Here is a 22,052-nt window from a genome sequence, read left to right as displayed (position 1 = left end):
CTTCATCCTATTCCCGTCAGAAGGGCGGGGGCGACGGCGGCGGGATTCGCCTCCTCCATTCCGGGGGGATCCTGCCCGGACGCGAAGATCGGCGCTTCTTTCGCTCCTCGGCGCGACACGCGCCGGACACGTCCTCGTCATGGGCGCGAGACACCGCTCGTTACCCTGGGTCTCATGCCAGAGCCGATCGAGGACTTCTACGCCGTCATCCCCGCGGGAGGCATCGGGAGCAGGCTGTGGCCGCTGTCGCGTGCCGACGCGCCGAAGTTCCTGCACGACCTCACCGGTTCGGGCCACACCCTGCTCCGGGACACCTGGAACCGGCTCGAGCCGCTCTCCGGCCCCGACCGCATCGCCGTGGTCACCGGTCGCGCGCACCGTGCCGCGGTCGAGAAGGAACTGCCCGGCATCCCGGACCACAACGTCTTCCTCGAGTCCGAGCCGCGCGACTCCGCCGCGGCCATCGGTCTGGCCGCCGCGATCCTCTCGCGGCGGGATCCGGACGTGATCATCGGCTCGTTCGCCGCCGACCACGTCATCCGCGTGCCGCACCTGTTCGAGTGGGCCGTGCGCCAGGCCGTCGCGACCGCGCGCGAGGGATACATCTGCACGATCGGCATCCAGCCGTCCGAGCCGTCCGTCGGCTTCGGGTACATCCGGAAGGGCAGCGAGCTGGTCGTGGACGGCGCCCCGGAGGCGGCGCTCGTGGACAGCTTCGTGGAGAAGCCCGACCTGGAGCTGGCCAAGGAGTACTTCGCCGACCGGTCGTACCTGTGGAACGCGGGCATGTTCATCTCCCGCGCGGACGTGCTGCTCGGCGAGATCGCCGAGAACCAGCCCGAGCTCTACGCGGGCCTCGTGGACCTCGCCGAGGCCTGGGACGACCGCGACCGCCGTGGTCCCGTCGTCGATCGGGTCTGGCCGACCCTGACGAAGATCGCCATCGACTACGCCGTCGCCGAGCCCGCCGCCGAGCGCGGTCGTCTCGCGGTGATCCCCGGCCACTTCGACTGGGACGACGTGGGGGATTTCGCGAGCCTCGCGAAGCTCAACTCCCACGGGCGCAAGAACGATCTGGCGATCCTCGGCGAGAACGCCCGGATCCTCTCGGATGCCGCCAGCGGCATCGTCGTCAGCCAGACCTCGCGCGTGATCAGCCTCATCGGCGTCCGCGACATCGTGGTGGTCGACACCGACGACGCCCTGCTGGTGACCACGAGCGAGCACGCCCAGCGCGTGAAGGGCGTCGTCGACGCACTGAAGCTCACCGGGCGCGGCGACGTCCTCTGACCTCGCGCACCACCACCGGGGACCGGTGTGGGATCGCGTCCTGTGTAACGAGAGATTGCGTCTTTGTAACCTTTCGCTCTCACAAGCCTCGCACCACTGCAACCGGGGCGTCGCAGTAGGTAACTTTGTGCAGTCCCCGTGAAAGTCTCGGGGCCGATCATGTGGAGGCTGAGTTGACCATCTCACGCACCAAGAAGCTCGTCGGTGTCACAGCCGCCGCGGGCATCGTCGCATTCCTCGCCGGCTGCGGCGCGGCCCCCGAGGCCGACACGTCCGACAGCGCCGCACCCGAAGCGGCCGACGACTTCATCCCCTGCCTCATCTCCGACGAGGGCGGCTGGAACGACCGCTCCTTCAACCAGTCCGCCAAGGAGGGCATGGACCGTGCCATCGACGAGCTGGGCGTCGAGGGAATCGAGCTCGAGTCGACCACCCCGAACGACTACGGCCCCAACCTCGAGCAGCTGGTCGCTGAAGGCTGCACACTGATCGTCTCGGTCGGCTTCAACCTCGCCGCCGCGACCGTGGAGTCGGCTACGGCCAACCCCGAGATCAACTACGCGATCATCGACGACTACGCCGACACCGACTTCGACGGCACGACGGATGCCCCGAACATCAAGCCCCTCGTCTTCGACACCGCTCAGGCGGCCTACCTCGGCGGCTACGCCGCGGCAGCCTGGTCCGCCGAGAGCGGCGTGAACAAGGTCGGCACCTTCGGTGGCATGCAGATCCCCTCCGTCGCGGTCTTCATGGACGGCTACGAGCTGGGCGTGCAGAAGTACAACGAGGACAACGGCGCGAACGTCGAGGTCTTCGGATGGGACACCGCCGCCCAGGAGGGTTCGTTCACCGGTGGCTTCGCGGCCAATGACACCGCCAAGCAGACCGCCCAGGGTGTCCTCGACCAGGGCGTTGACGTCATCCTCCCCGTCGGCGGACCGATCTACGTCAGCGCGGCCGCGGCCATCGCCGAGGGCGGCTCCGACGTCGCGATGCTCGGTGTGGACAGCGACCTCGCCGTCGCCGACCCGGACGTCGCCGACATCACGCTCGTGTCGATCATGAAGGCGATCGACGTCGCCGTCTACGACGCGACCGTGGCCGCCGCCGGTGGCGACTTCGACGTCGCCCCCTACATCGGCACGCTCGAGAACGAGGGCGTCAAGCTCTCCAGCTTCGGCGCGTTCGAGTCCGAGCTGCCCGAGGGCCTCATGGACGAGCTGATGGCGCTGCAGGAGCAGATCGTCTCCGGCGAGATCGTCGTGGAGTCGCCGAACTCCCCGTGATCTGACATCACCACTCGGGGCGAGCAGCGGATGACGCTGCTCGCCCCGCTGGGTGTCAAAGAACTTTTTCCGCCCTCCGCCCTGCGGAGCGGCCACAGGTAGGGTGCATTTATGAAGCTGGAGCTGCGGGGGATCACGAAGAGATTCGGCTCCCTGGTCGCCAACGACCACATCGATCTCGTCATCGAACCGGGTCAGATCCATGCCCTGCTCGGTGAGAACGGGGCCGGAAAGAGCACGCTGATGAACGTGCTCTACGGCCTCTACCAAGCCGACGAAGGCGACATCCTGCTGGACGACGTCGTCCAGCACTTCCGGGGTCCCGGAGACGCGATGAACGCGGGCATCGGCATGGTCCATCAGCACTTCATGCTGATCCCGGTCTTCACCGTCGCCGAGAACGTCATGCTCGGACACGAGAACACCAAGGGCCTCGGCGTCCTCGACCTCGCCGCCGCCCGGCGGCACGTGCGCGAGGTCGCCGACCGCTTCGGGTTCCAGATCGACCCCGACGCGCTCGTCGGCGATCTGCCCGTCGGTGTGCAGCAGCGTGTCGAGATCATCAAGGCCCTGTCCCGCGACGCCCGCGTCCTCGTCTTCGACGAGCCGACCGCGGTCCTCACGCCCCAGGAGACCGACGAGCTGATGGCGATCATGCGCCAGCTCCGCGACGAGGGCACCTCCATCGTCTTCATCACCCACAAGCTCCGCGAGGTCCGCGAAGTCGCGGACGCGATCACCGTCATCCGTCTCGGGAAAGTCGTCGGCGAGGCCTCGCCGACCGCCAGCAACACCGAGCTGGCCTCGCTGATGGTCGGCCGCGCGGTCGAGCTCACCGTGCACAAGGACGCGCCGCGTCTGGGCGACGGCGGGTTGCGCGTGAAGGACCTCCGGGTCCTCACGCCGACGGGAGCCGTCGTCGTCGACGACATCTCGTTCGACGTCCGCCCCGGCGAGATCCTCGCCGTCGCCGGCGTCCAGGGCAACGGCCAGACCGAACTCGTCGAGGCCATCGTGGGCCTCGCCGCGCGCGTCGAGGGCTCGATCGAGCTCGACGGCACCCAGCTCGTCGGCAAGAGCGTGCGCGGCATCCTCGACGCCGGCGTCGGGTTCGTGCCGGAGGACCGCAAGGAGGACGGCCTCGTCGGGAACTTCTCCGTCGCCGAGAACCTCATCCTCGACCGCTCCAGCGACCCCGAGTTCGTGCGCGCGGGCACGATCCGCCGCCACGCGGTCGACACCTTCGCCCGCGAGCGGATCACCGAATACGACATCCGCACGCAGGGCCCGGAGTCCCCCGCGGGGGCGCTCTCCGGCGGCAACCAGCAGAAGGTCGTCATCGCCCGCGAGATGAGCCGCGACCTCCGCCTGTTCGTCGCCGCTCAGCCCACCCGCGGCGTCGACGTCGGCTCGATCGAGTTCATCCACAAGCGCATCGTCCAGACGCGGGATGCCGGCATCCCGGTCATCGTCGTCTCCACCGAGCTCGACGAGGTGACCGCCCTCGCCGACCGCATCGCCGTGATGTACCGCGGTCAGATCGTCGGAATCGTGCCGGGGGACACCCCGCGCGACGTGCTCGGGCTCATGATGGCCGGCGCGAGCGAAGCGGAGGCAGCGGCATGAGCGGCACCACCCCCGGAGCCGAGGACGCCGCGCGTCCCGGCGAGCAGCTGCCCCGCGCGAGCGGCCCCCTCACCGGGCAGGAGGCGCCCGAACCACCCCGCGCGAACGTCCTGATGAAAGAGATCCTGCGCGGAAGCGCAGTGACCACGATCCTCGCGATCGTGCTGGCGATGATCGTCGGCGGCATCCTCATCGCCCTGACGGACGAGGACGTCCAGGAGTCGTCGGCGTACTTCTTCGCCCGGCCCGGTGACACGCTCGCGGCGATCTGGAACGCGGTGTACGGCGGATACGAGGCGCTCGTCCGCGGCTCGATCTTCAACGCCCGCGCCGACGACTTCGTCGGGCAGATCCGTCCGCTGACGAACTCGCTCGGCTTCGCCGCCCCGCTCATCGCGGCCGGCCTCGGTGTGGCGCTGGCGTTCCGCGCCGGCCTGTTCAACATCGGCGCCCGCGGTCAGATGCTCATGGGCGCGATCTTCGCGGCGTTCTTCACCTTCAACCTCGATCTGCCGATGTGGATCCACCTCCCCACCACCATGCTCGCCGGCATCGTCGGCGGAGCGCTGTGGGGCGGTCTCGTCGGTCTCATCAAGGCCGTGACGGGGGCGCACGAGGTCATCCTCACGATCATGACGAACTACATCGCCTTCTATCTGCTGCTGTGGATGATCCGGACCCCCGGTCTCCTCCAGCGCGAAGGCACCAACCAGCCGATCACGGCGCCGACGCCGGCATCCGCGCAGTTCCCGAATCTGCTGGGACCCGCCTTCCCGGCGCTGGACTGGGGCTTCCTCATCGTCGTGGCGATCACGGTGCTCGTGTGGTGGATCCTCGAGCGCTCCAGCCTGGGTCTGCGCATCCGCGCGGTGGGGGAGAACCCGCACGCGGCGCTCGCGGCGGGCATCAACGTCAAGCGCATCTACGTCTACGCGATGCTGTTCGCGGGGGGCCTCGCGGGCATGGCGGCGATGAACCAGATCCAGGGGTCGGTGACGACCGGATTCTCCGGCACGATCGACGCCGGCATCGGGTTCGACGCGATCACCGTCGCCCTCCTCGGCCGCAGCCGGGCGTGGGGCACGTTCGCGGCCGGCATCCTGTTCGGCGTCCTGAAGTCGGGATCCTTCGCCATGCAGGCGCAGGGCATCCCGGTCGACATCGTCCTGGTCGTGCAGTCGCTGATCGTCCTCTTCATCGCCGCGCCGCCGCTGCTGCGCACCATCTTCTTCCTCCCCAAGTCGGATGCCGAGAAGGCCGCCAAGGCACGCGCCAAGGCCGCCAAGCGTCGACCCGAGGACACCCGCGGAAAGGCGGTGTCGGCATGAGCGCGCTCGCAGCCTCGACGGCCGATGACGGCACGATCCACCTCGCCACGGTGAAGGTGCGCAGCTTCAAGGTCCCGATCGTCCTCGGGGGGGTGACGGTGCTGCTCGCGGCCCTGTTCCTCTTCGTGCCGCGGTCGGGCGAGAGCACCTTCCGCCTCCGCGACTCCTCCTCGGCCATCGCTCTTCCGGACGTGGTGCTGAGCACCGCACTCACCTCCTGGGTGATCGTGGTGCTGCTCGCCCTCCTCACCGCCTACTCGGCGTGGCTCGCGTGGAACTACGAGCGGACACCCCTGTGGCTGACCGTGGCGTTCGGATCGTTCGGCGTCTTCGCGTTCCTCGTGTGGGCCGGAGCGGGCGGCCTCGTGCCGGTCTCGAGCCTCCTCGTCGGCGCCGTGTCGCTGTCGGTGCCCCTCGTCTTCGGCGCCCTCGGCGGCGTGATCGGCGAGCGCGCGGGTGTGGTCAACGTCGCGATCGAGGGTCAGTTCCTGCTCGGCGCGTTCTCGGCGGCGCTGCTGTCGAGCATCACCCAGAACCCCTTCGTCGGCCTCATCGGGGCGATGATCGGCGGCGTCCTGGTCGCCTTCGTGCTCGCGGCCTTCGCGATCAAGTACCTGGTGGAGCAGGTGATCGTCGGTGTCGTCCTCAACGTCCTCGTCACCGGCCTCACCGGGTTCCTCTACGGGGCGCTCCTCGTGCCGAACGAGACCGAGCTGAACCGCCCCGTGGTCTTCGAGCGCATCAAGATCCCCGTCCTCGGCGACATCCCGATCCTCGGGCCCGTGCTGTTCAACCAGACCTTCATCGTCTATCTCATGTTCATCGCGGTCGCCGTGGTGTCGTGGGGCCTGTACCGCACCCGCTGGGGCCTGCGTCTGCGCGCCGTCGGCGAGCACCCGCAGGCGGCCGACACGGTCGGCATCCGGGTGAACCCGACGCGGTTCTGGAACGTCTCGCTCGCGGGCGCGATCGCCGGCATCGGCGGCGCATACTTCACGCTCGTGTCGGTGCCGCAGTTCGGCAAGGAGATGACCGCCGGCCTCGGCTTCATCGCCCTCGCCGCCGTCATCTTCGGCCGCTGGGATCCGATCCGGGCGAGCCTGGCCGCGCTGCTGTTCGGCTTCGTGACGAACCTGCAGAACCTCCTGACCGTGCTGCGGACCCCGATCCCCAGCGAATTCATGCTGATGCTGCCGTACGTCGTGACGATCCTCGCGGTCGCCGGCTTCGCGGGTCAGATCAAGGGCCCCGCCGCCGCGGGCAAGCCGTACATCAAGGGGTGAGTGTGACCGACATCCACTGGGACGAGCTGCGCGCAGCCGCCACCGACGCCATGGAGCGCGCCTACGCGCCCTACTCGCGCTACAAGGTGGGGGCCGCGGCCCTCGTCTCCGACGGGAGGATCGTGACCGGCTGCAACGTCGAGAACGCGTCCTACGGCGTGGGCCTCTGCGCCGAGTGCGGCCTGGTCAGCGACCTGCAGATGTCCGGAGGCGGCCAGCTCGTCGCCTTCGTGTGCGTCAACGGTCACGGCGACACGATCATGCCGTGCGGGCGCTGCCGTCAGCTGCTGTACGAATTCGCCCTGCCCGGGATGCTGCTCGAGACCGTCTCCGGCATCCGCACCATCGATGAAGTCCTTCCCGACGCGTTCGGGCCCCGAGATCTCGAGGAGGCGGGCCGATGAGCGTCGAGCCCTTCGACGCCGTCGACGTCATCCGCATCAAGCGCGACGGGGGCACCGTCCCCGACGATGCGCTGCGGTGGATGGTCGACGCGTACACGCGCGGATACGTCGCGGACTCGCAGATGGCCGCGTTCGCCATGGCGATCCTGCTGAACGGCATGGAGCGGTCCGAGATCCGGGTCCTCACCGACGCGATGATCGCCTCCGGGGAGCGGATGAGCTTCGCCTCGCTCGGCAAGCCCACGGTCGACAAGCACTCGACCGGCGGCGTCGGCGACAAGATCACGCTGCCGCTCGCGCCGCTCGTCGCCGCGTTCGGCGTGGCGGTGCCGCAGCTGTCGGGCCGCGGGCTCGGACACACCGGGGGAACGCTCGACAAGCTCGAGTCGATCCCCGGATGGCGCGCGGCGCTGTCGAACGAGGAGATGCTGGCGCAGCTCGGCGATCCCGGCGCGGTCATCTGCGCCGCAGGCTCCGGGCTCGCGCCCGCCGACAAGCGCCTGTACGCGCTGCGGGATGTCACCGGCACCGTCGAGGCGATCCCGCTCATCGCGTCCAGCATCATGTCGAAGAAGATCGCCGAGGGCACCGACGCGCTCGTCCTCGACGTGAAGTTCGGCTCGGGCGCGTTCATGCAGGACGTCGACCGGGCCCGCGAGCTCGCCCGCACGATGGTTGCGCTGGGAGAGGACTCCGGGGTGTCTACCACGGCCCTCCTCACCGACATGAACACCCCGCTGGGGCTCACGATCGGAAACGCCAACGAGGTGCGCGAGTCCGTCGAGGTGCTCGCCGGCGGCGGGCCGGCCGACGTGGTCGAGCTCACCGTCGCGCTGGCGCGGGAGATGCTGGCCCTCGCCGGGCAGCCGGATGCCGACGTCGAGGCAGCGCTGAAGGACGGACGCGCCATGGACGTCTGGCGCGCGATGATCCGCGCGCAGGACGGCGACCCGGATGCCGCTCTCCCCACCCCCCGCGAGGCGCACACGATCGCGGCGCCGACCGCCGGCATCCTGTCGCGTCTCGACGCGCTGCCTTTCGGCATCGCGGCATGGCGGCTCGGAGCCGGTCGCGCCCGCGCGGAGGACCCGGTCCTGCACGCTGCGGGAATCGACCTGCACGTCAAGCCGGGAGACACGGTCACCGCCGGTCAGCCCCTGTTCACCTTGCTCGGGCACGATGACTCCCGCTTCGAGCGGGCACTGGACGCCCTCGAGGGCGCGTGGGAGATCGGCGGGCAGCAGCCCCCGGCCGCCCCGCTCGTCCTCGAGCGCATCACGGCCTGACGCTCCGGCATCCACGATCCCCCCAAGCCCCCACCTCCAGGAGACACACCATGTCGATCGACCAGCACGGCGACACCGTCATCGAGGGGCTCTCCGTTCGCGGACTGCCCAAGATCTCGCTTCACGATCACCTCGACGGCGCGCTCCGCCCGGCGACGATCCTCGAACTCGCCGACGCCGCCGGTGTCGACGTGCCCGAGGACGACGCCGACGCGCTCGGCGACTGGTTCGCCGAGAAGAGCGACTCCGGATCGCTCGTCGAGTACCTGAAGACCTTCGACCTCACCACCGCGGTGATGCAGACCCGTGAGGGACTCACCCGCGTGGCGCGGGAGTTCGTCGAGGATCTCGCCGCCGACGGCGTCATCTACGGCGAGGTCCGGTGGGCGCCCGAGCAGCACCTCGCCGGCGGGCTGTCGCTGGAAGAGGTCGTCGACGCAGTGCAGGAGGGCATCGAGGAGGGCGAGGACCTCGCCGACAGTCGAGGGCACGACATCCGTGTAGGGCAGCTCATCACCGCGATGCGGCACACCGACCGATCGCTCGAGATCGCCAAGCTCGCGGTGGACTGGCGCGAGCGGGGCGCCGTCGGATTCGACATCGCCGGCCCGGAGGACGGGTTCCCGCCGTCGAAGCACCGCGCGGCGTTCGACTACCTCGCCGCGCAGTTCTTCCCGGTGACCGTGCACGCCGGTGAGGCGGCGGGTCTGGACTCGATCCGCTCGGCCCTCATCGACGGGCGCGCGCTGCGTCTCGGCCATGGTGTGCGTCTGGCCGAGGACCTCGAGGTCATCTCCCGAGAGGGCGAAGAGGTGCTCGTGCAGTTCGGCGACCTCGCCCGCTGGGTGCGCGACCGCGAGATCCCGCTCGAGCTGTCGCCGTCGTCCAACCTGCAGACCGGCGCCATCGAGCGTTGGGGCACGACGATGGAGGACCACCCGTTCGACTTCCTGTACCAGCTCGGCTTCGCCGTGACGGTCAACGTCGACAACCGCACGATGAGCCGCACGTCTCTGACGCGGGAGCTCGCGCTCCTCGCCGCGACGTTCGACTACGGACTGGACGACCTCGAGGCCTTCCAGCTGAACGCCGCCGCCGGGGCCTTCCTCGCCGTCGAGGAGCGCGAGGAGCTCATCGAGCTGATCGCCGAGGGCTTCGAGGCCTGACCCGGGTTTGGGTCGGGTCGGGTCCGGTCCGCTCGGGCGGGCGTAACTCCTCCGATCCGGCCCGGTTCCGCCCGCCCGAGCCGTTTTCGCGCAGGTTCGGCCCGGGTCTGAGGAGTTCGGCTCGCCCGGCAGGCGGCACCCGCGGGTGGGCTTCCGGTGCGGCGTCAGCCCCGGACGCCCGCCTGCCGCGGGCCGAACTCCTCCGACCCGGCCCGGCGGCGTCCGAGGGGCGTGTTTCCGGCCGATCGGCGCGTGGATCTGAGGAGTCCGGTACGGCCCGCCGCGGCTCCTCCCCAGCGCCGGAGTCCGGCGGACTCTCCACACATCGCCGTGACGACGGCTGCCGCGTGCGCACGGGCGGCCAAGGTGACCTCATGCGCACCCCACAGCCCGCTTCTGCTCAGCGTTCCGCGCCGCGTCTGTGGACGACGGCGGAACTGCGTGCCGAAGGCATCTCCCGTCGCTCGCTGGCGCACATCGTCGCGACCGGCGGTCTACTGAGAGTGCGGCGAGGTCAGTACGTCGCCTTCGACACACCCGCGGCGATCACGGAGGCCGTACGGCTCGGCGGCCGCCTCGACTGCGTGTCCCTCCTCGCCCTGCTCGGGGTCTTCGTGCACCACGGGTCCGGTTCGCATATCCAGATCACGCCGGGCGCGAGCCGCCTCCCCGCGCCCGGTCCGGCGAGTTGTCGGCATTGGCGCGACTCGGAGGCGGCCGACAGCGATCTGTGCGTGCCGATCGTCGAAGCCCTGGCGCAGGCGTGCCGATGTCAGCCGACGCGCTCGGCGATCGCGACTCTCGACAGCGCGCTGCATCTCGGGCTCATCGACGACGACGGTCTCGGCGAGGTGTTCGCGCGACTTCCGGTGCGGTTCCGTTCAATCCGCGGACTCATCGACGGTCGGTGCGAGTCGGGCCCGGAGACCCTCGTGCGCCTCATGCTGCGGATGCTCGGGTGCACCGTCGACGTGCAGGTCGAGATCCGGGGCGTCGGCCGCGTTGATTTCATCGTCGACGGATGGCTGATCATCGAGTGCGACAGCGAGGCGCACCATGCCGGCTGGGACCAGCAACGCAGAGACCGGCGTCGCGACCTGGCTACCGCTGCGCTGGGTTTCACCACGATTCGTCCGCTGGCGGAAGACGTGCTGTTCCACGCCGACGACGTGTTCGGGCAGCTGCGGGACATTGTCGCGACGGGCGGGGTCGGTCGCGGGCGCGTACCCAACTCCTCAGATTTGCGCGGCGGGCGCGCGCGGAGGGCTGCATCCCGCGTTTCGGTGTCGGATCGGAGGAGTTCGGTACGTCGGGCGGCGGCGCCGGCGGCGTGAGAGCGCCTTCCGGAACTCGCCGCGGGACGACCCGGGCCTAGCGCTGGGGCGTACCCAACTCCTCAGATCTGCGGTCGGCAGGTCGCGGGAGGGGCGGATCCGCCGTTCCGGCGACGGATCGGAGGAGTTCGGTACGCGGCGCCCGCGCGGGGCCGCGCCGGCGGCGTGAGGCCGCGACCGTGGCCGCGCCGCCTGGTGGCCGCGCCGCGTCGGGGACGACGCCGCGTCGTGGCCGGGCAACCCGGGGGGAGCTGTACCGAACTCCTCAGATCTGCGGGGTCGGGGGATGAGCTGGGCGGGATCCGCTATTTCGGCGCCGGATCGGAGGAGTTCGGCCCGCGGCCCGCTCGGGGCCCGCCCGCGCCCCGGTGCGAGCACCCGGCCGGGCCGGGCCCGGTTACAGGGCGAGGAGGAACGGGGCGAGGGCGGCGGTGATATCGGCGCGGATCTGTTCGTCGGAGATCGTCGCGGGGTTGTCGCCCGCCTGCGGGCCGTACGCGCCGAACCCGGCGTGGTTGCCGCCGTCGATCTCGACGAACTCTGTGTCGGCCGGGAGGAGGGGTGCCGATTCGGCGATCTTCTCGGGCGTGGACAGGCCGTCCTCGCTGCCCGCGATGCTGAGCACCGGCAGGTCCGATGCCGACAGGTCGTTCGCGCAGTAGCTCGCGAAGAGCACCAGCGCATCGGCGTCCTCGGCCAGCTGGCACGCGCGCACACCGCCGAGCGAGTGCCCGCCGACAGCCCACACCGAGACGTCCGGAGCCAGGGCGGTGAAGTCGGACAGCGGCCGGAGATCGAAGAACGCGAGGTTCAGGGTCGGCTTGGTGATGACGACGGTCGCGCCGTCCTGCACCGCCCCGACGAGCGTCGCCGCGTACGCGTCGGCTTCGACCTTCGCGCCGGGGATGAACACCAGCCCGGTGTCGGACCCGCCCTCGGCGGGCGCGAGCACCCACGCGGACCCTTCGTCGGTCAGCGTGACGGCGGGGTCGGACTCGACCGCGGCGAGAGCCTCCGGCTCCGCAGCCATGACCCCCACATTCGCCCAGACGAGGAACGCCACGACGGCCGCGACGATCAGCGCCCCGATCGACCCGAGGATCCACCACAGGACGCGCAACCCGCGGCGACGCGGCGTCTTCCGCGCTGACGCGTTGGCCGACGCGTCGGCGCCGCCCGTCAATCCAGCGCCAGGGGTCTCATCCGGTGCGGAGTTCACCCCTCCAGGCTACGCGTCGGCACCTGCTCCGAGGTCCCGCTGCCGCGCCGCGACGACCGCCTCGACCCGCGCGAACAGGGGATGGTCGGCTTCCAGTCCGGTCACCTCCGCGGTGACGGATGCCGCATCCTGGGTGCGCAGCATCCGCTGGAGGTCGACGGACTGGGCGTCTTCGTCGTCGTCGAACGCGAGCGCCGCCGAGATCGCGTCGAGGAGCCCGTCCACGCCGAGCCCACGCTCGATCGCCTGCGCGGCGGGACCGATGAACCGCTCGTGCCGGGAGAGTTTCCGCAGCGGCTGACGTCCGACGCGCCACACCGTGTCCGGGAGGACGTCGTTGCGGAACCGATCGAGGATCGTCGCGCGGTAGCCCGCGAGCTCCTCGGCGTCGAGCCCGTGCTTGACCGCCAGCAGCGCCGACGTTTCGCGGAGCGCGGCATCCACGCGTCCGGCGATGGTGTCGTCGGCGAGCGCCGCGGCGATCGTGTCGGATCCCGCGGCGGCACCGAAGTAGGCGGCGGTGGCGTGCCCGGTGTTCACCGTGAAGAGCTTCCGCTCGATGTACGGCGCGAGGTCGTCGACGAAGTGCGCCCGGGGGATGACCGGCGGCTCGACGCCGAAGGGCCCCCGCTCGATCGCCCACTCGAAGAACGGCTCGACGGTGACGTCGACTCCGCCGCCCTCGGGCTGGGCGGGGACGATGCGATCCACCGCGGTGTTGGCGAACACGGCGCGGCCCTCGAGTGCGTCCCACGCGCCGCCCGCGGCGACCTTCATCTCCTCCCGGAGGACGTCGGTGGCGTTGATCGCGTTCTCGCACGCCATGATCTGCAGCGGCGGCGACGAGGGGTCACGCAGCGCGAGCCCCGCGACGATGTGCGGCGCGACGAAGCGCAGCACGGTCGGGCCGACGGCGGTGGTGACCACGTTCGCGCCCGCGATCTCGTCGATCAGCTCTTCGGCGTTCTCGGCCGAGTTGATCGCGCGGAACCCCGTGACGACAGTGTCGACACCTCCCGGACCCACCTCGCGCACCGTGTAGCGGTCGACGGCGTTGATCGCATCGACGAGCGGCGCCGCGACGTCCGAGAAGACCAGCTCGTACCCGCCCTCGTGGAGGAGGAGGCCGACGAAGCCGCGACCGATGTTGCCGGCGCCGAAGTGGACGGCCTTCATCCGACGCCCGCCGCCGAGACGAGCGCGTAGAGCTCTTCGGGGGTCTGCGCGGCCTTGAGCTTGGCGACCTCGTCCTCCTCGGAGAACAGGATGGCGATCTGCGAGAGGATCTCGAGGTGCTCGTCGCCCTTGCCGGCGATGCCGACGACGAAGCTCACGTGCTCTCCGCCCCAGTCCACGCCGCCGTCGTAGCGGACGACCGACAGGGCCGACTCGAGGATGGCGTCCTTCGTCTCATTCGTGCCGTGGGGGATGGCGAGCTCGTTGCCCATGTAGGTTGACACGGTCTCCTCGCGCTGCTGCATGGCGTCGAAGTAGGCGCCGGTGACGGCGCCGACCGACTGGAGGATGTCGGCGGCTTCGCGCATCGCCTCCTCGCGGGTCGCGCTGCCGGAGTGGATGCGCACCTGTCCGGTGCCGAGAACGTCACGTGCCATGTCGTCGCCTTTCGTCGCGAGCGGATGCTCGATTCCTGCGTGTCGGATGATCTCCCGAACGGATGCCGCGGCATCCGGTGTCCGGAAAAGCCGCGGGGCCGGGGGCATCACGCCTGCCCGACCCCGCGGCCGCGGGGATGCCTACACCCCATCCTCGTGCTGTGCACGGACGAGGTCTACGACCTCGTCGTACTTCGGGGAGTTCATGAAGTTGTCCACCGAGATGTGGATCGCGTCCGGCGTCTGCTGCCGGGCCCGGTCGGTGAGCTGGTTCTGCGTGATCACGAGGTCGGCGGAGGAGTCGAGGCTCGCGATCGCTTTGTTGACGACTGTGACGTTCTCGACGCCTGCCTTCTTGAACTTGTTGCGGAGGACGCTCGCGCCCATCGCCGACGATCCCATCCCGGCGTCGCAGGCGAAGACGATGTTCTTCACCTCCCGCTCGGTGGCGGTGGCCGCGGCTCCCGCCGCTCCGCCTGCCCCGGTCGCCGCGCCGCCGCGGAGGCCGCCGAGGTGGTCGGAGGACTTCCCCTTGGCCGCCTCGGTCTGGGTGATGGCCGCGCCGAACGCGTCGTCCGTGGCCGCCATCGACTCGAGGTCGCGCTTGCGGGAGGCCCGGAGGATCACGGCGGAGATGACGAACGTCACCGTCGCCGAGAGGACGACGGAGAGGATCACCGCGAAGTACGCCCCCTGAGCCGTCTGCAGCATGACGGCGATGATGCTGCCGGGTGCGGCGGGTGCACGGAGGGCGCCGCCGAGGAGCATGTTGGTGGTGACACCGGTCATACCACCGGCGATCAGGGCGACGATCAGGACCGGCTTCATGAGGGCGTACGGGAAGTACACCTCGTGGATGCCGCCGAAGAACTGGATCACCGCGGCTCCGGGAGCCGAGGCGCGCGCAGCACCCAGACCGAAGATGGTGAACGCCAGCAGCAAGCCCACACCGGGGCCGGGGTTGGCCTCGAGGAGGAACAGGATCGAGGAACCGGTCTCGGCGGCCTGGGTGACGCCGAGCGGGGTCAGCACACCGTGGTTGATGGCGTTGTTCAGGAAGAACACCTTCGCCGGCTCGATGATGATGCTGGTCAGCGGCAGGAGGTTCATCTCCACCAGCCAGTTCACCGCGGTGCTGAGGGCCTGCATGATGCCGTTGACCACCCATGCGACGGGGTAGAAGCCGACGACGGCCATCACGAAGCCCCAGATGCCGGCCGAGAACATGTTGACGAGCATCTCGAAGCCCGCCTTGATCTTGCCCTCCCAGATGGAGTCGATCTTCTTCATCGTCCAGGCGCCGAGGGGTCCCAGGATCATCGCGCCGATGAACATGTGGACCTGACCGAGCTCGGACGCGCCCTCCGGGAGCGCGGCGTTGATGTTCGCCACGATGAGGTCGGACCCGGCGATGGCGCCCATCGTCGCGATCGATCCGACGACGCCACCGCGGATGCCGTAGACCATCGTGCCGCCCGTGTAGGCGATGAGGATCGGCAGCAGGTAGTGGATGAAGGGACCGACGATGGTGGCGAGGTCGGCGTTGGGCGTCCAGCCCACGTCGATGAAGAACGCCGTGAAGATGCCCCATGCGATGAGCGCGGGGATGTTCGGCATGATCATGCCGGAGAGGAAGGTTCCGAAGCGCTGGACGTGCACCTGCGCCTTGGATCCGCCCGTCGTGGGTGCGGACGCCGTTGTCATTGCTGTGTCTCCTTCTGGTGGGTCCTCGCCGCGGCGGTCATCGCCGCGGCTCGTGCGGTCGCCGCGTCCGTCGCGGCGAGGGTGGCGTCGGCGATGACTCGGGCATCGTCGAGGGTGTGCTCGAGCAGGGTCGCCCGAACGTCGGCGAGAGCGGTGGGGGCCATCGACAGGGAGGTCGCGCCGAGCCCCACCAGGACCACCGCGAGCAGCGGGTCGGCGGCGGCCTCGCCGCAGATGCCGACGGGCTTGCCGCGTTCGGCACCGGCCCGCCCGACCTCGCGGATGAGGCGGAGGACGGCGGGGTGCCAGGGGTCCTGGAACGACGCGACCGAGCCGAGGAGGCGGTCGGCGGCGAGGGTGTACTGGGTGAGGTCGTTCGTGCCGATGGAGGCGAAGTCGGCCGACGCGAGGATGTGGTCGGCCAGGAGCGCCGAGGAGGGCACCTCCACCATGACGCCCGCGGTCTTCACTCCGTACTCCCGCGCGACGGCGGTGAAGTACTCCGTCTCCTCGACCGTGGACACCATCGGCGCCATCACCCAGAGGTCGGCATCCGTCGCGGCGTCCGCCTCGGCGAGAGCCGTCAGCTGCTCGCGGAGGATGTCCTCGCTCGCGCGGAGGGCGCGCAGGCCCCGGAGGCCCAGCGCGGGGTTCTCCTCGTGCGCGTCGTTGAGGAAGGGGAGGGGCTTGTCGGCGCCGGCATCGAGCACCCGGACGACCACCTTTTTACCGGGGAAGGCCTGCAGCAGCTGCGTGTACGCCTCGCGCTGCTGCTCGACGGTCGGGGCCTGCGCGGACGAGAGGAAGAGGAACTCGGTGCGGAACAGGCCCACGCCCTCCGCGCCGAGCGCGACCGCCTCGGCCGCCGCGGCCGGGTTCCCGAGGTTCGCCAGCAGCGGCACCGCGGTCCCGTCGGCGAGGGCGCCGTCGGTGATCGGAGCGGATGCCGCGGACGCGCGGGCGTCGGCCCGGTGCTGCGCCTGGGCCCGCTCCTCGTCGGTGGGGTCGGTGGTCACGACGCCCTTGGCGGCGTCGACGATGACCGTCTCGCCGTCCACGAGGTCCTTCGCCGCACCCGCGCCGACGATCGCGACGATCGACTTCTCCCGCGCGAGGATCGCCGTGTGCGAGGTCGGCCCGCCCTCGGTGGTGACGAGCGCGAGGACCTTGTCGAGGTCGAGCAGCGCGGTGTCGGCGGGGGCGAGGTCCTTGGCGACCAGGACGAACGGATGCCCGGGGTCGGGCACGCCGGGAGCGGCGACGCCGCGCAGCCGCGCGATCACCCGCTGCGCCACGTCGTCGAGGTCGGCAGCGCGCTCGCCGAGGTACCCGCCGAGGGCGGTGAGCTGCTCCCGGAAGGACGCGAAGGCATCGTGGACGGCGAACTCGCCGGTCTTCCCCGCGCGGATGCGGGTGCCGACCTCGTCGGCGAGGGTCGGGTCCTCGGCCATCATCGCCTGCGCTTCGAGCACGTCGCGCGCGGCGCCGCCGGCCTGCGCCCCGCGCTCCTCCAACTCGCGGGCGACGGCGGCGACGGCATCCGTCACGCGCGCGGTCTCCTCGTCGGGGGTGAGGGCGCTCGGCTCGTCCAGCGGTGCGGGCAGCGGTTCTGCCATGCGGGCCACGGGCCCCTGGGCGACTCCGAGCCCGATTCCGACTCCTCTGATCTCCGTCATCATGCCTCCGCGTCGTGGTCGGTGGTCAGCAGTTCGCTGAGCGTGTCGATGGTCTTCTCCGCCGTGTCGCCCTCGGCCGTGAGGGTGACGTAGTCGCCGTGCTCGATGCCGAGCGCGATCACTCCGAGGATGCTGGCCGCGTTCACGGGGGATCCGGCATCCTTCGCGATGGTGATGGGGATGCCGGCGTCCTTCGCCGCCTGCGCGAACAGCTTCGCGGGGCGGGCGTGCAGCCCATGCGACGAACCGACGCGCACGGTTCGGGTGATCGGGGGCATGGGGTGACCTCTCTGTCGGTACGGCGGGTCTGGCGGGTGACGCGGGTGTGGCGGGGTGGAGCGGGTGTCAGGGCGAGGCGGCGGCCTGGACGAGCGCGAGGGTCCGCGTGCCGTCCCGGTCGGTGAAGATGTCTTCCGGCAGCAGGACCACCGGGATGTTCCGCTCGGCCGAGTCCCGCTCGAAACGCGACAGCGCGGGAGCGAGATGCGGTCCGAGCAGGACGACATCGGCGGCATCGACGTCGATCGGGAACGACTGCTCGGTGCCGGCGAAGGCGGACCATGACAGCCCCTGCTCATCCGCTGCACGTCGCACGCGCTGCGCGACGAAGGTGCTGGACGCACCCGCACCGCAGACGATCAGGATCCTCATCGACCCGCCTCCTTCGATCCCATCTTGTGAGAACGCTGGGAGCGGGACAACCAGTCCTTCTTCCGCGGGGGCGGAAAGCGCGTGTCCGACGTGGTTGACTGGCACGCATCGACGCGAGACGAGGGCGGGGGTGAGTCGGTGACACGGGCGCGACAGGACCGGTTGCTCAGCCTCCTCGTCCGCGACGGCGACTGGTCCACCGCCGCGACCCTCGCCGACGCGCTCGGGGTCACCCCGCGCAGCATCCGCTCCTACGTCACGGCGGTGAACGCGCGCGTGGCCCCCGGCATCGCCGTCGAGTCGGGTCCGCACGGCTATCGGGCGGGTCCGGACGCCGGGATCGCGGTGCGCGCGGGCACCGAGAGCGGCACGCCGCGGGACCGCCTGCACCGCCTCGTGCGGGCGCTCCTGGACACCCCCGACGGCGTCGACGTGTTCGAGACCGCCGATGCCCTCCACGTCAGTTCCGCCACGCTCGACGCCGATCTCGCGCGTGTCCGGGGGCTCCTCGGCGGCACGGAGCTCACGCTCGAACGCTCGGCGTCGACGGCACGCCTGCGCGGAACCGAGGCGGCGCAGCGGCGGCTGCTGAGCCGGCTCGCCCACGACGAGATGGATGCCGGATCGTTCGACCTGCAGGCCCTGCGCCGCACGCTCGGCGAGGAATCGGTCGGCCAGAACGCCTTCGGCCCGTTCAAGACCGAGCTCGTCTCGCGCCTCGGCGAGCGCGGGTGGTTCGTCAACGAGCTCGGCATGGCGGATGTCGTCATGCACATCGCGATCGCCGCCGATCGCGTCGCCCAGGGGCGGGCCCTCGAGGGTACGGGAGCCGCATCCGGAGACTCCCATGCGGAGGTCGAGCGGATCCTGGCCGAGCTCGCCGAGCGGCACCTCGGCGTCCGGCTCGGCGCGGGCGATCAGCAGCACCTGGCCACCCTCGTCCTCACACGCATCGTCGCCCCCGGCGCGCCCGGCAGCGGATCGGATCTCGACACCGCCCGCGAGGGCGCCCGCGACCGGGTGGAGCCCGAGGTAGAGCGCGCGGTCCGCTCGGTGGTGCAGCAGGCGGCCGCGGAGTTCCTCGTCGACATCGCCCACGAGGACTTCATCCTCCGCCTCGCCCTGCACGTGCAGAACCTGCGCCTGCGGGCGCGCGAACAGGCGTGGTCGCGGAACCCCCTGACCCGCTCGCTCAAGGCGACCTATCCGATGATCTTCGACGTCGCGGTCTTCATCGCCAACGGCCTGCACGAGCAGCTCGGCATCCCGCTGATGGACGACGAGATCGCCTACATCGCCATGCACGTGGGCGGTCGGCTCGAGCGCAGCCGCCGGGCCGACCAGCTGCTGACGGCGACGATCGTCTGCCCCGGCTACTACGAGCTGCACGAGCTGCTGCGTTCGAGCGTCGACCGCTCCCTCGGGCAGGCGATCGAGGTCGTCGGTGTCGAGACCCGCGTCGACCCCGACTGGGTGGCGATCGACAGCGATCTCGTGCTGACCACGATCGATCCGCCGATGCCGGGGGACCGGTTCGTGCGCATCCAGCCCTTCCTCACGGATGCCGACGTGGAGCGTGTGCAGACCGCGGCGGGCCGCGTCCGCCGCGGCCGTCGCCTCGCGCGCCTGCGCACCGAGCTCGAGCGCTACTTCTCTCCCGACGCGTTCGTCCGCGGCTTCGCCGACGCGCACGAGGACGCCGGGAACGCGGCATCCGTCATCCGAAGGCTCGGGGCGACGCTCGTCGCGCAGGGGGTCATCGACGAGGACTACATCGAGCGGACGATCCAGCGCGAGGAACTGTCGTCGACGGCGTTCACCGACGCGCTCGCGGTCCCGCACGCGATCGGGATGACGGCGACGCGCACCGCGATCGCGATCGGGATCGCCGACCCGTCGATCCCGTGGGGCGACGGACGTGTGCAGGTCGTGGCGCTCGTCGCCTTCTCCGAGACCGATCGCGAGGCGTTCCAGACGGTCTTCGAGCAGTTCGTCGAGGTGTTCTCCGAGCGCGACAGCGTGCAGCGCATCGTCCGCCGCGCGGTCGATTTCGGCGGTTTCCTGGACGAGCTCGTCGCCGTCATCGACGGGTAAGCGCTCCCGGGGCGGCTCACCGCCGCTCAGGTGGCGGTCGTGGCCGCCTCGTCGAGCTCGAGGCGGCGGCGACTGCCACCCGAACGGCGAAACACCCGCGCGATCAGCGGGTGAGGCGGGCGCGGAGGCCCATCTGCACGGCGGGCCACTCGTGCGGGAGGATCGAGAACACGACGGTGTCGCGGAGGGTTCCGTCGGGTCCGAGGCGGTGGTTTCGCAGCACGCCGTCCTGCTTGGCTCCGAGCCGGGCGATCGCCGCGCGCGACTGGCGGTTGTGCCAGTGGGTGCGGAACTCCACCGCGATCGCGTCGCAGTCCTCGAACGCGTGGGCGAGCAGCAGCAGCTTCGCCGCGGTGTTCACCGCCGTCCGCTGGGCGTCGACGCCGATCCACGTGTGCCCGATCTCGACGTGCCGATTCGGCTGGTCGATGTTGCAGAACGTCGTCACCCCGACCACGCGTCCGGTCTCGAGCCGCCGCACGGCCCACGGGTTCATCGTCCCCTCGTCGCGCCAGGCGAGACGCTGACGGATGTCGTCCTCGACCTCGTGCGGATGCGGCACCTGCGTGTACCAGGCGTGCTCCAGACCTCGCGCGGCCTCGGCGAGATCGGGCGCGTGGTCGGGTGACAGCGGTTCCAGACGCACGTGGTCGTCGGCGAGGGTGACGGGCTCTCTCAGCAGCACCCCTCCACCGTAGGCGCGCACGGTCGCCGCCGTCAGCCGCCGTCCGCGCACGGTCGCCGCCGTCAGCGCACGGATGCCGTCGCCGTGCGCGCCGCCGCCACCGCGCGTCGTCCGGCCGGGAGCCACACCGCCGCTCCGATCACGGTGAAGGTCAGCAGGCCCGCGGCCACCAGCAGCACCTCGATCGCGACGATGTCGGCGAGGGGCCCGAAGACGGTCATGCCGATCGGCATCGCCACCGCCATCACGATCCCGACGAATCCGAACACGCGTCCCTGCCGTTCGGGCTCCACCGTCTCCTGCAGGAGCGTCATCGACGGGGTGGAGAAGAACGGCACGGCGAGGCCGACGAGGAACATGAAGGCGAAGAACACCCAGATGTTCGCCGAGAGCCCGAGACCGATCGACAGCGCACCGAAGCTCAGCGACGAGACGATGATCATGCCGATCCGGCTGCGGCGCGCGAAGAAGCTCGCCACGAGTATGCCGCCGAGCACCATGCCGATGCTGAAGCTCACCTCCAGGACCGCGAGGTTCACGACATCCTGCTCGGTGCCGGCGGGGAAGGAGCGCACGAGCATCAGCGGCGTCAGGTTCGACGGCGCCACGGTCAGCAGGAAGATGATGGCGAACACGACCAGCAGCCACCGGACGAACGCGTGGTGCGCGATGTAGCGGATGCCGTCGACGAGGTCGGCGAAGTACCCCGGCGTCTCGGCGCCCACCCGGCGGATCGTGGGGACGGCGATCGTCGCGAGGATGGCGATCCCGATCACCGCGGTGACCACGTCGATCAGGAAGATCGGAATCAGGGAGGCCGCACTTCCGCCGTTCACCGCCGAGGACCACGCGAAGATCGCCCCGGCACCGGCGGGCGCGAGCAGGGCCATCGCCGACTGGATCGTCCCGTTGATGCCGTTGACCCGCAACAGGTGTCGGGTCGGGGTGATCTGCGGGATCAGCGCCGAGACGGCGGGCATCTGGATGCCGGTACCCGCCGAGCGCACGGCGAGGGCGGCGAAGATGATCCACACTGCGTCGTAGCCGCTGAGGAGGATCACCGCCAGGGCGAGCGTCGCCAGCGCGATGGACGCGTCCGCCGCGATGATGAGGAGCTTGCGGTTGTGCCGGTCGGCCCACACCCCGCCGAAGATCGACACGATCGCCTGCGGGAGGAACCCGAACACCGCCGCCAGCGCCATGATCACGCCGGATTGGTAGGTGATGGTGAGGTACCAGAACACGGCGTACTGCACGAGCATCGAGCCGAGGAGGCTCACCGTCTGCCCGCTGAGGAACAGCACGACCTTCCGCAGCCAGTGCGGCGGATCGTCCACTGCGGCATCCGCGCCCGGCGCCGCATCCGCATCCGGGGTGCTCTCGGGGCTGTCCTCCTCGGTCATG

At 70.4% G+C, this 22,052-nt stretch carries 19 protein-coding genes; 10 read left to right on the top strand and 9 right to left on the bottom strand.

Going from position 1 to position 22,052, the window contains the following annotated elements:
- Window positions 1-174: 174 nt before the first annotated feature.
- The 9 genes from KZC50_RS00290 to KZC50_RS00250 all read left to right on the top strand — a co-directional run bounded on the left by KZC50_RS00290 (window position 175) and on the right by KZC50_RS00250 (window position 11,006).
- A complete protein-coding gene (locus KZC50_RS00290) occupies window positions 175-1,290 on the top strand; it encodes a mannose-1-phosphate guanylyltransferase (RefSeq protein ID WP_310890177.1) in 1,116 nt (371 codons plus the stop codon).
- Window positions 1,291-1,463: 173 nt separating this feature from the next.
- Complete coding sequence (locus KZC50_RS00285; RefSeq protein ID WP_310890176.1) at window positions 1,464-2,579, top strand: BMP family lipoprotein; 1,116 nt, start codon at window positions 1,464-1,466, stop codon at window positions 2,577-2,579.
- A 111-nt stretch (window positions 2,580-2,690) separates the two neighbouring features.
- A complete protein-coding gene (locus KZC50_RS00280) occupies window positions 2,691-4,205 on the top strand; it encodes an ABC transporter ATP-binding protein (protein ID WP_310890175.1) in 1,515 nt (504 codons plus the stop codon).
- Window positions 4,202-5,533 (top strand): ABC transporter permease, encoded by a 1,332-nt coding sequence (locus KZC50_RS00275; RefSeq protein WP_310890174.1) that lies wholly within the window; start codon window positions 4,202-4,204, stop codon window positions 5,531-5,533. The genes KZC50_RS00280 and KZC50_RS00275 overlap by 4 nt, the downstream gene beginning before the upstream one ends.
- Window positions 5,530-6,816: an ABC transporter permease gene (locus tag KZC50_RS00270; protein ID WP_310890173.1), complete on the top strand. Its 1,287-nt coding sequence runs from the start codon at window positions 5,530-5,532 to the stop codon at window positions 6,814-6,816. The genes KZC50_RS00275 and KZC50_RS00270 overlap by 4 nt, the downstream gene beginning before the upstream one ends.
- 2 nt (window positions 6,817-6,818) lie before the next feature.
- Window positions 6,819-7,220, top strand: coding sequence for a cytidine deaminase (locus KZC50_RS00265; RefSeq protein ID WP_053548951.1), 402 nt, complete (start codon window positions 6,819-6,821; stop codon window positions 7,218-7,220).
- Complete coding sequence (locus KZC50_RS00260; protein ID WP_310890172.1) at window positions 7,217-8,506, top strand: thymidine phosphorylase; 1,290 nt, start codon at window positions 7,217-7,219, stop codon at window positions 8,504-8,506. The genes KZC50_RS00265 and KZC50_RS00260 overlap by 4 nt, the downstream gene beginning before the upstream one ends.
- A gap of 50 nt (window positions 8,507-8,556) precedes the next feature.
- Entirely contained in the window at window positions 8,557-9,672 is a 1,116-nt protein-coding gene (locus tag KZC50_RS00255) for an adenosine deaminase (RefSeq protein WP_053548953.1), read from the top strand.
- A gap of 374 nt (window positions 9,673-10,046) precedes the next feature.
- Window positions 10,047-11,006 carry a hypothetical protein gene (locus KZC50_RS00250; protein WP_310890171.1) on the top strand — a complete coding sequence of 320 codons (960 nt, stop codon included), beginning with the start codon at window positions 10,047-10,049 and terminating at the stop codon, window positions 11,004-11,006.
- A 397-nt stretch (window positions 11,007-11,403) separates the two neighbouring features.
- Here KZC50_RS00250 and KZC50_RS00245 read toward each other — a convergent pair whose 3' ends face one another.
- The 7 genes from KZC50_RS00245 to KZC50_RS00215 form a co-directional block, all read right to left on the bottom strand.
- Complete coding sequence (locus tag KZC50_RS00245; RefSeq protein ID WP_310890170.1) at window positions 11,404-12,225, bottom strand: alpha/beta hydrolase; 822 nt, start codon at window positions 12,223-12,225, stop codon at window positions 11,404-11,406.
- A 9-nt stretch (window positions 12,226-12,234) separates the two neighbouring features.
- Window positions 12,235-13,401, bottom strand: a complete 1,167-nt coding sequence (locus KZC50_RS00240) for a mannitol-1-phosphate 5-dehydrogenase (RefSeq protein ID WP_310890169.1) — start codon at window positions 13,399-13,401, stop codon at window positions 12,235-12,237.
- On the bottom strand, window positions 13,398-13,838 hold the full coding sequence (locus tag KZC50_RS00235; RefSeq protein ID WP_236968231.1) for a PTS mannitol transporter subunit IIA: 441 nt from the start codon (window positions 13,836-13,838) through the stop codon (window positions 13,398-13,400). Before KZC50_RS00235 ends, KZC50_RS00240 begins: the two co-directional genes overlap by 4 nt.
- A 141-nt stretch (window positions 13,839-13,979) precedes the next feature.
- Window positions 13,980-15,542, bottom strand: coding sequence for a PTS mannitol transporter subunit IIBC (locus KZC50_RS00230; RefSeq protein ID WP_310890168.1), 1,563 nt, complete (start codon window positions 15,540-15,542; stop codon window positions 13,980-13,982).
- Complete coding sequence (ptsP, locus tag KZC50_RS00225; RefSeq protein ID WP_053547758.1) at window positions 15,539-17,218, bottom strand: phosphoenolpyruvate--protein phosphotransferase; 1,680 nt, start codon at window positions 17,216-17,218, stop codon at window positions 15,539-15,541. Before ptsP ends, KZC50_RS00230 begins: the two co-directional genes overlap by 4 nt.
- Window positions 17,218-17,496, bottom strand: coding sequence for an HPr family phosphocarrier protein (locus tag KZC50_RS00220; RefSeq protein WP_053547757.1), 279 nt, complete (start codon window positions 17,494-17,496; stop codon window positions 17,218-17,220). The genes ptsP and KZC50_RS00220 overlap by 1 nt, the downstream gene beginning before the upstream one ends.
- Window positions 17,497-17,563: 67 nt before the next feature.
- A complete protein-coding gene (locus KZC50_RS00215) occupies window positions 17,564-17,869 on the bottom strand; it encodes a PTS sugar transporter subunit IIB (RefSeq protein ID WP_236968235.1) in 306 nt (101 codons plus the stop codon).
- A 138-nt stretch (window positions 17,870-18,007) separates the two neighbouring features.
- Between KZC50_RS00215 and KZC50_RS00210 the strand changes: the two genes are divergently transcribed.
- Window positions 18,008-19,963 carry a BglG family transcription antiterminator gene (locus KZC50_RS00210; RefSeq protein ID WP_310890167.1) on the top strand — a complete coding sequence of 652 codons (1,956 nt, stop codon included), beginning with the start codon at window positions 18,008-18,010 and terminating at the stop codon, window positions 19,961-19,963.
- Between the two features lie 103 nt (window positions 19,964-20,066).
- On the opposite strand, the gene KZC50_RS00205 is transcribed toward KZC50_RS00210, so the two are convergent.
- Window positions 20,067-20,648, bottom strand: a complete 582-nt coding sequence (locus KZC50_RS00205) for a GNAT family N-acetyltransferase (protein WP_236968237.1) — start codon at window positions 20,646-20,648, stop codon at window positions 20,067-20,069.
- A gap of 62 nt (window positions 20,649-20,710) precedes the next feature.
- Window positions 20,711-22,051, bottom strand: a complete 1,341-nt coding sequence (locus tag KZC50_RS00200; RefSeq protein ID WP_310890166.1) for an MFS transporter — start codon at window positions 22,049-22,051, stop codon at window positions 20,711-20,713.
- Window position 22,052 lies beyond the last annotated feature (1 nt).

The sequence above is a fragment of the Microbacterium aurantiacum genome, assembly GCF_031625015.1.
GTDB classification, from domain to species: Bacteria; Actinomycetota; Actinomycetes; order Actinomycetales; family Microbacteriaceae; genus Microbacterium; species Microbacterium aurantiacum.
The sequence above is the reverse complement of the archived record's forward strand: the minus strand, read 5'-3'. Positions and strand labels throughout refer to the sequence as shown.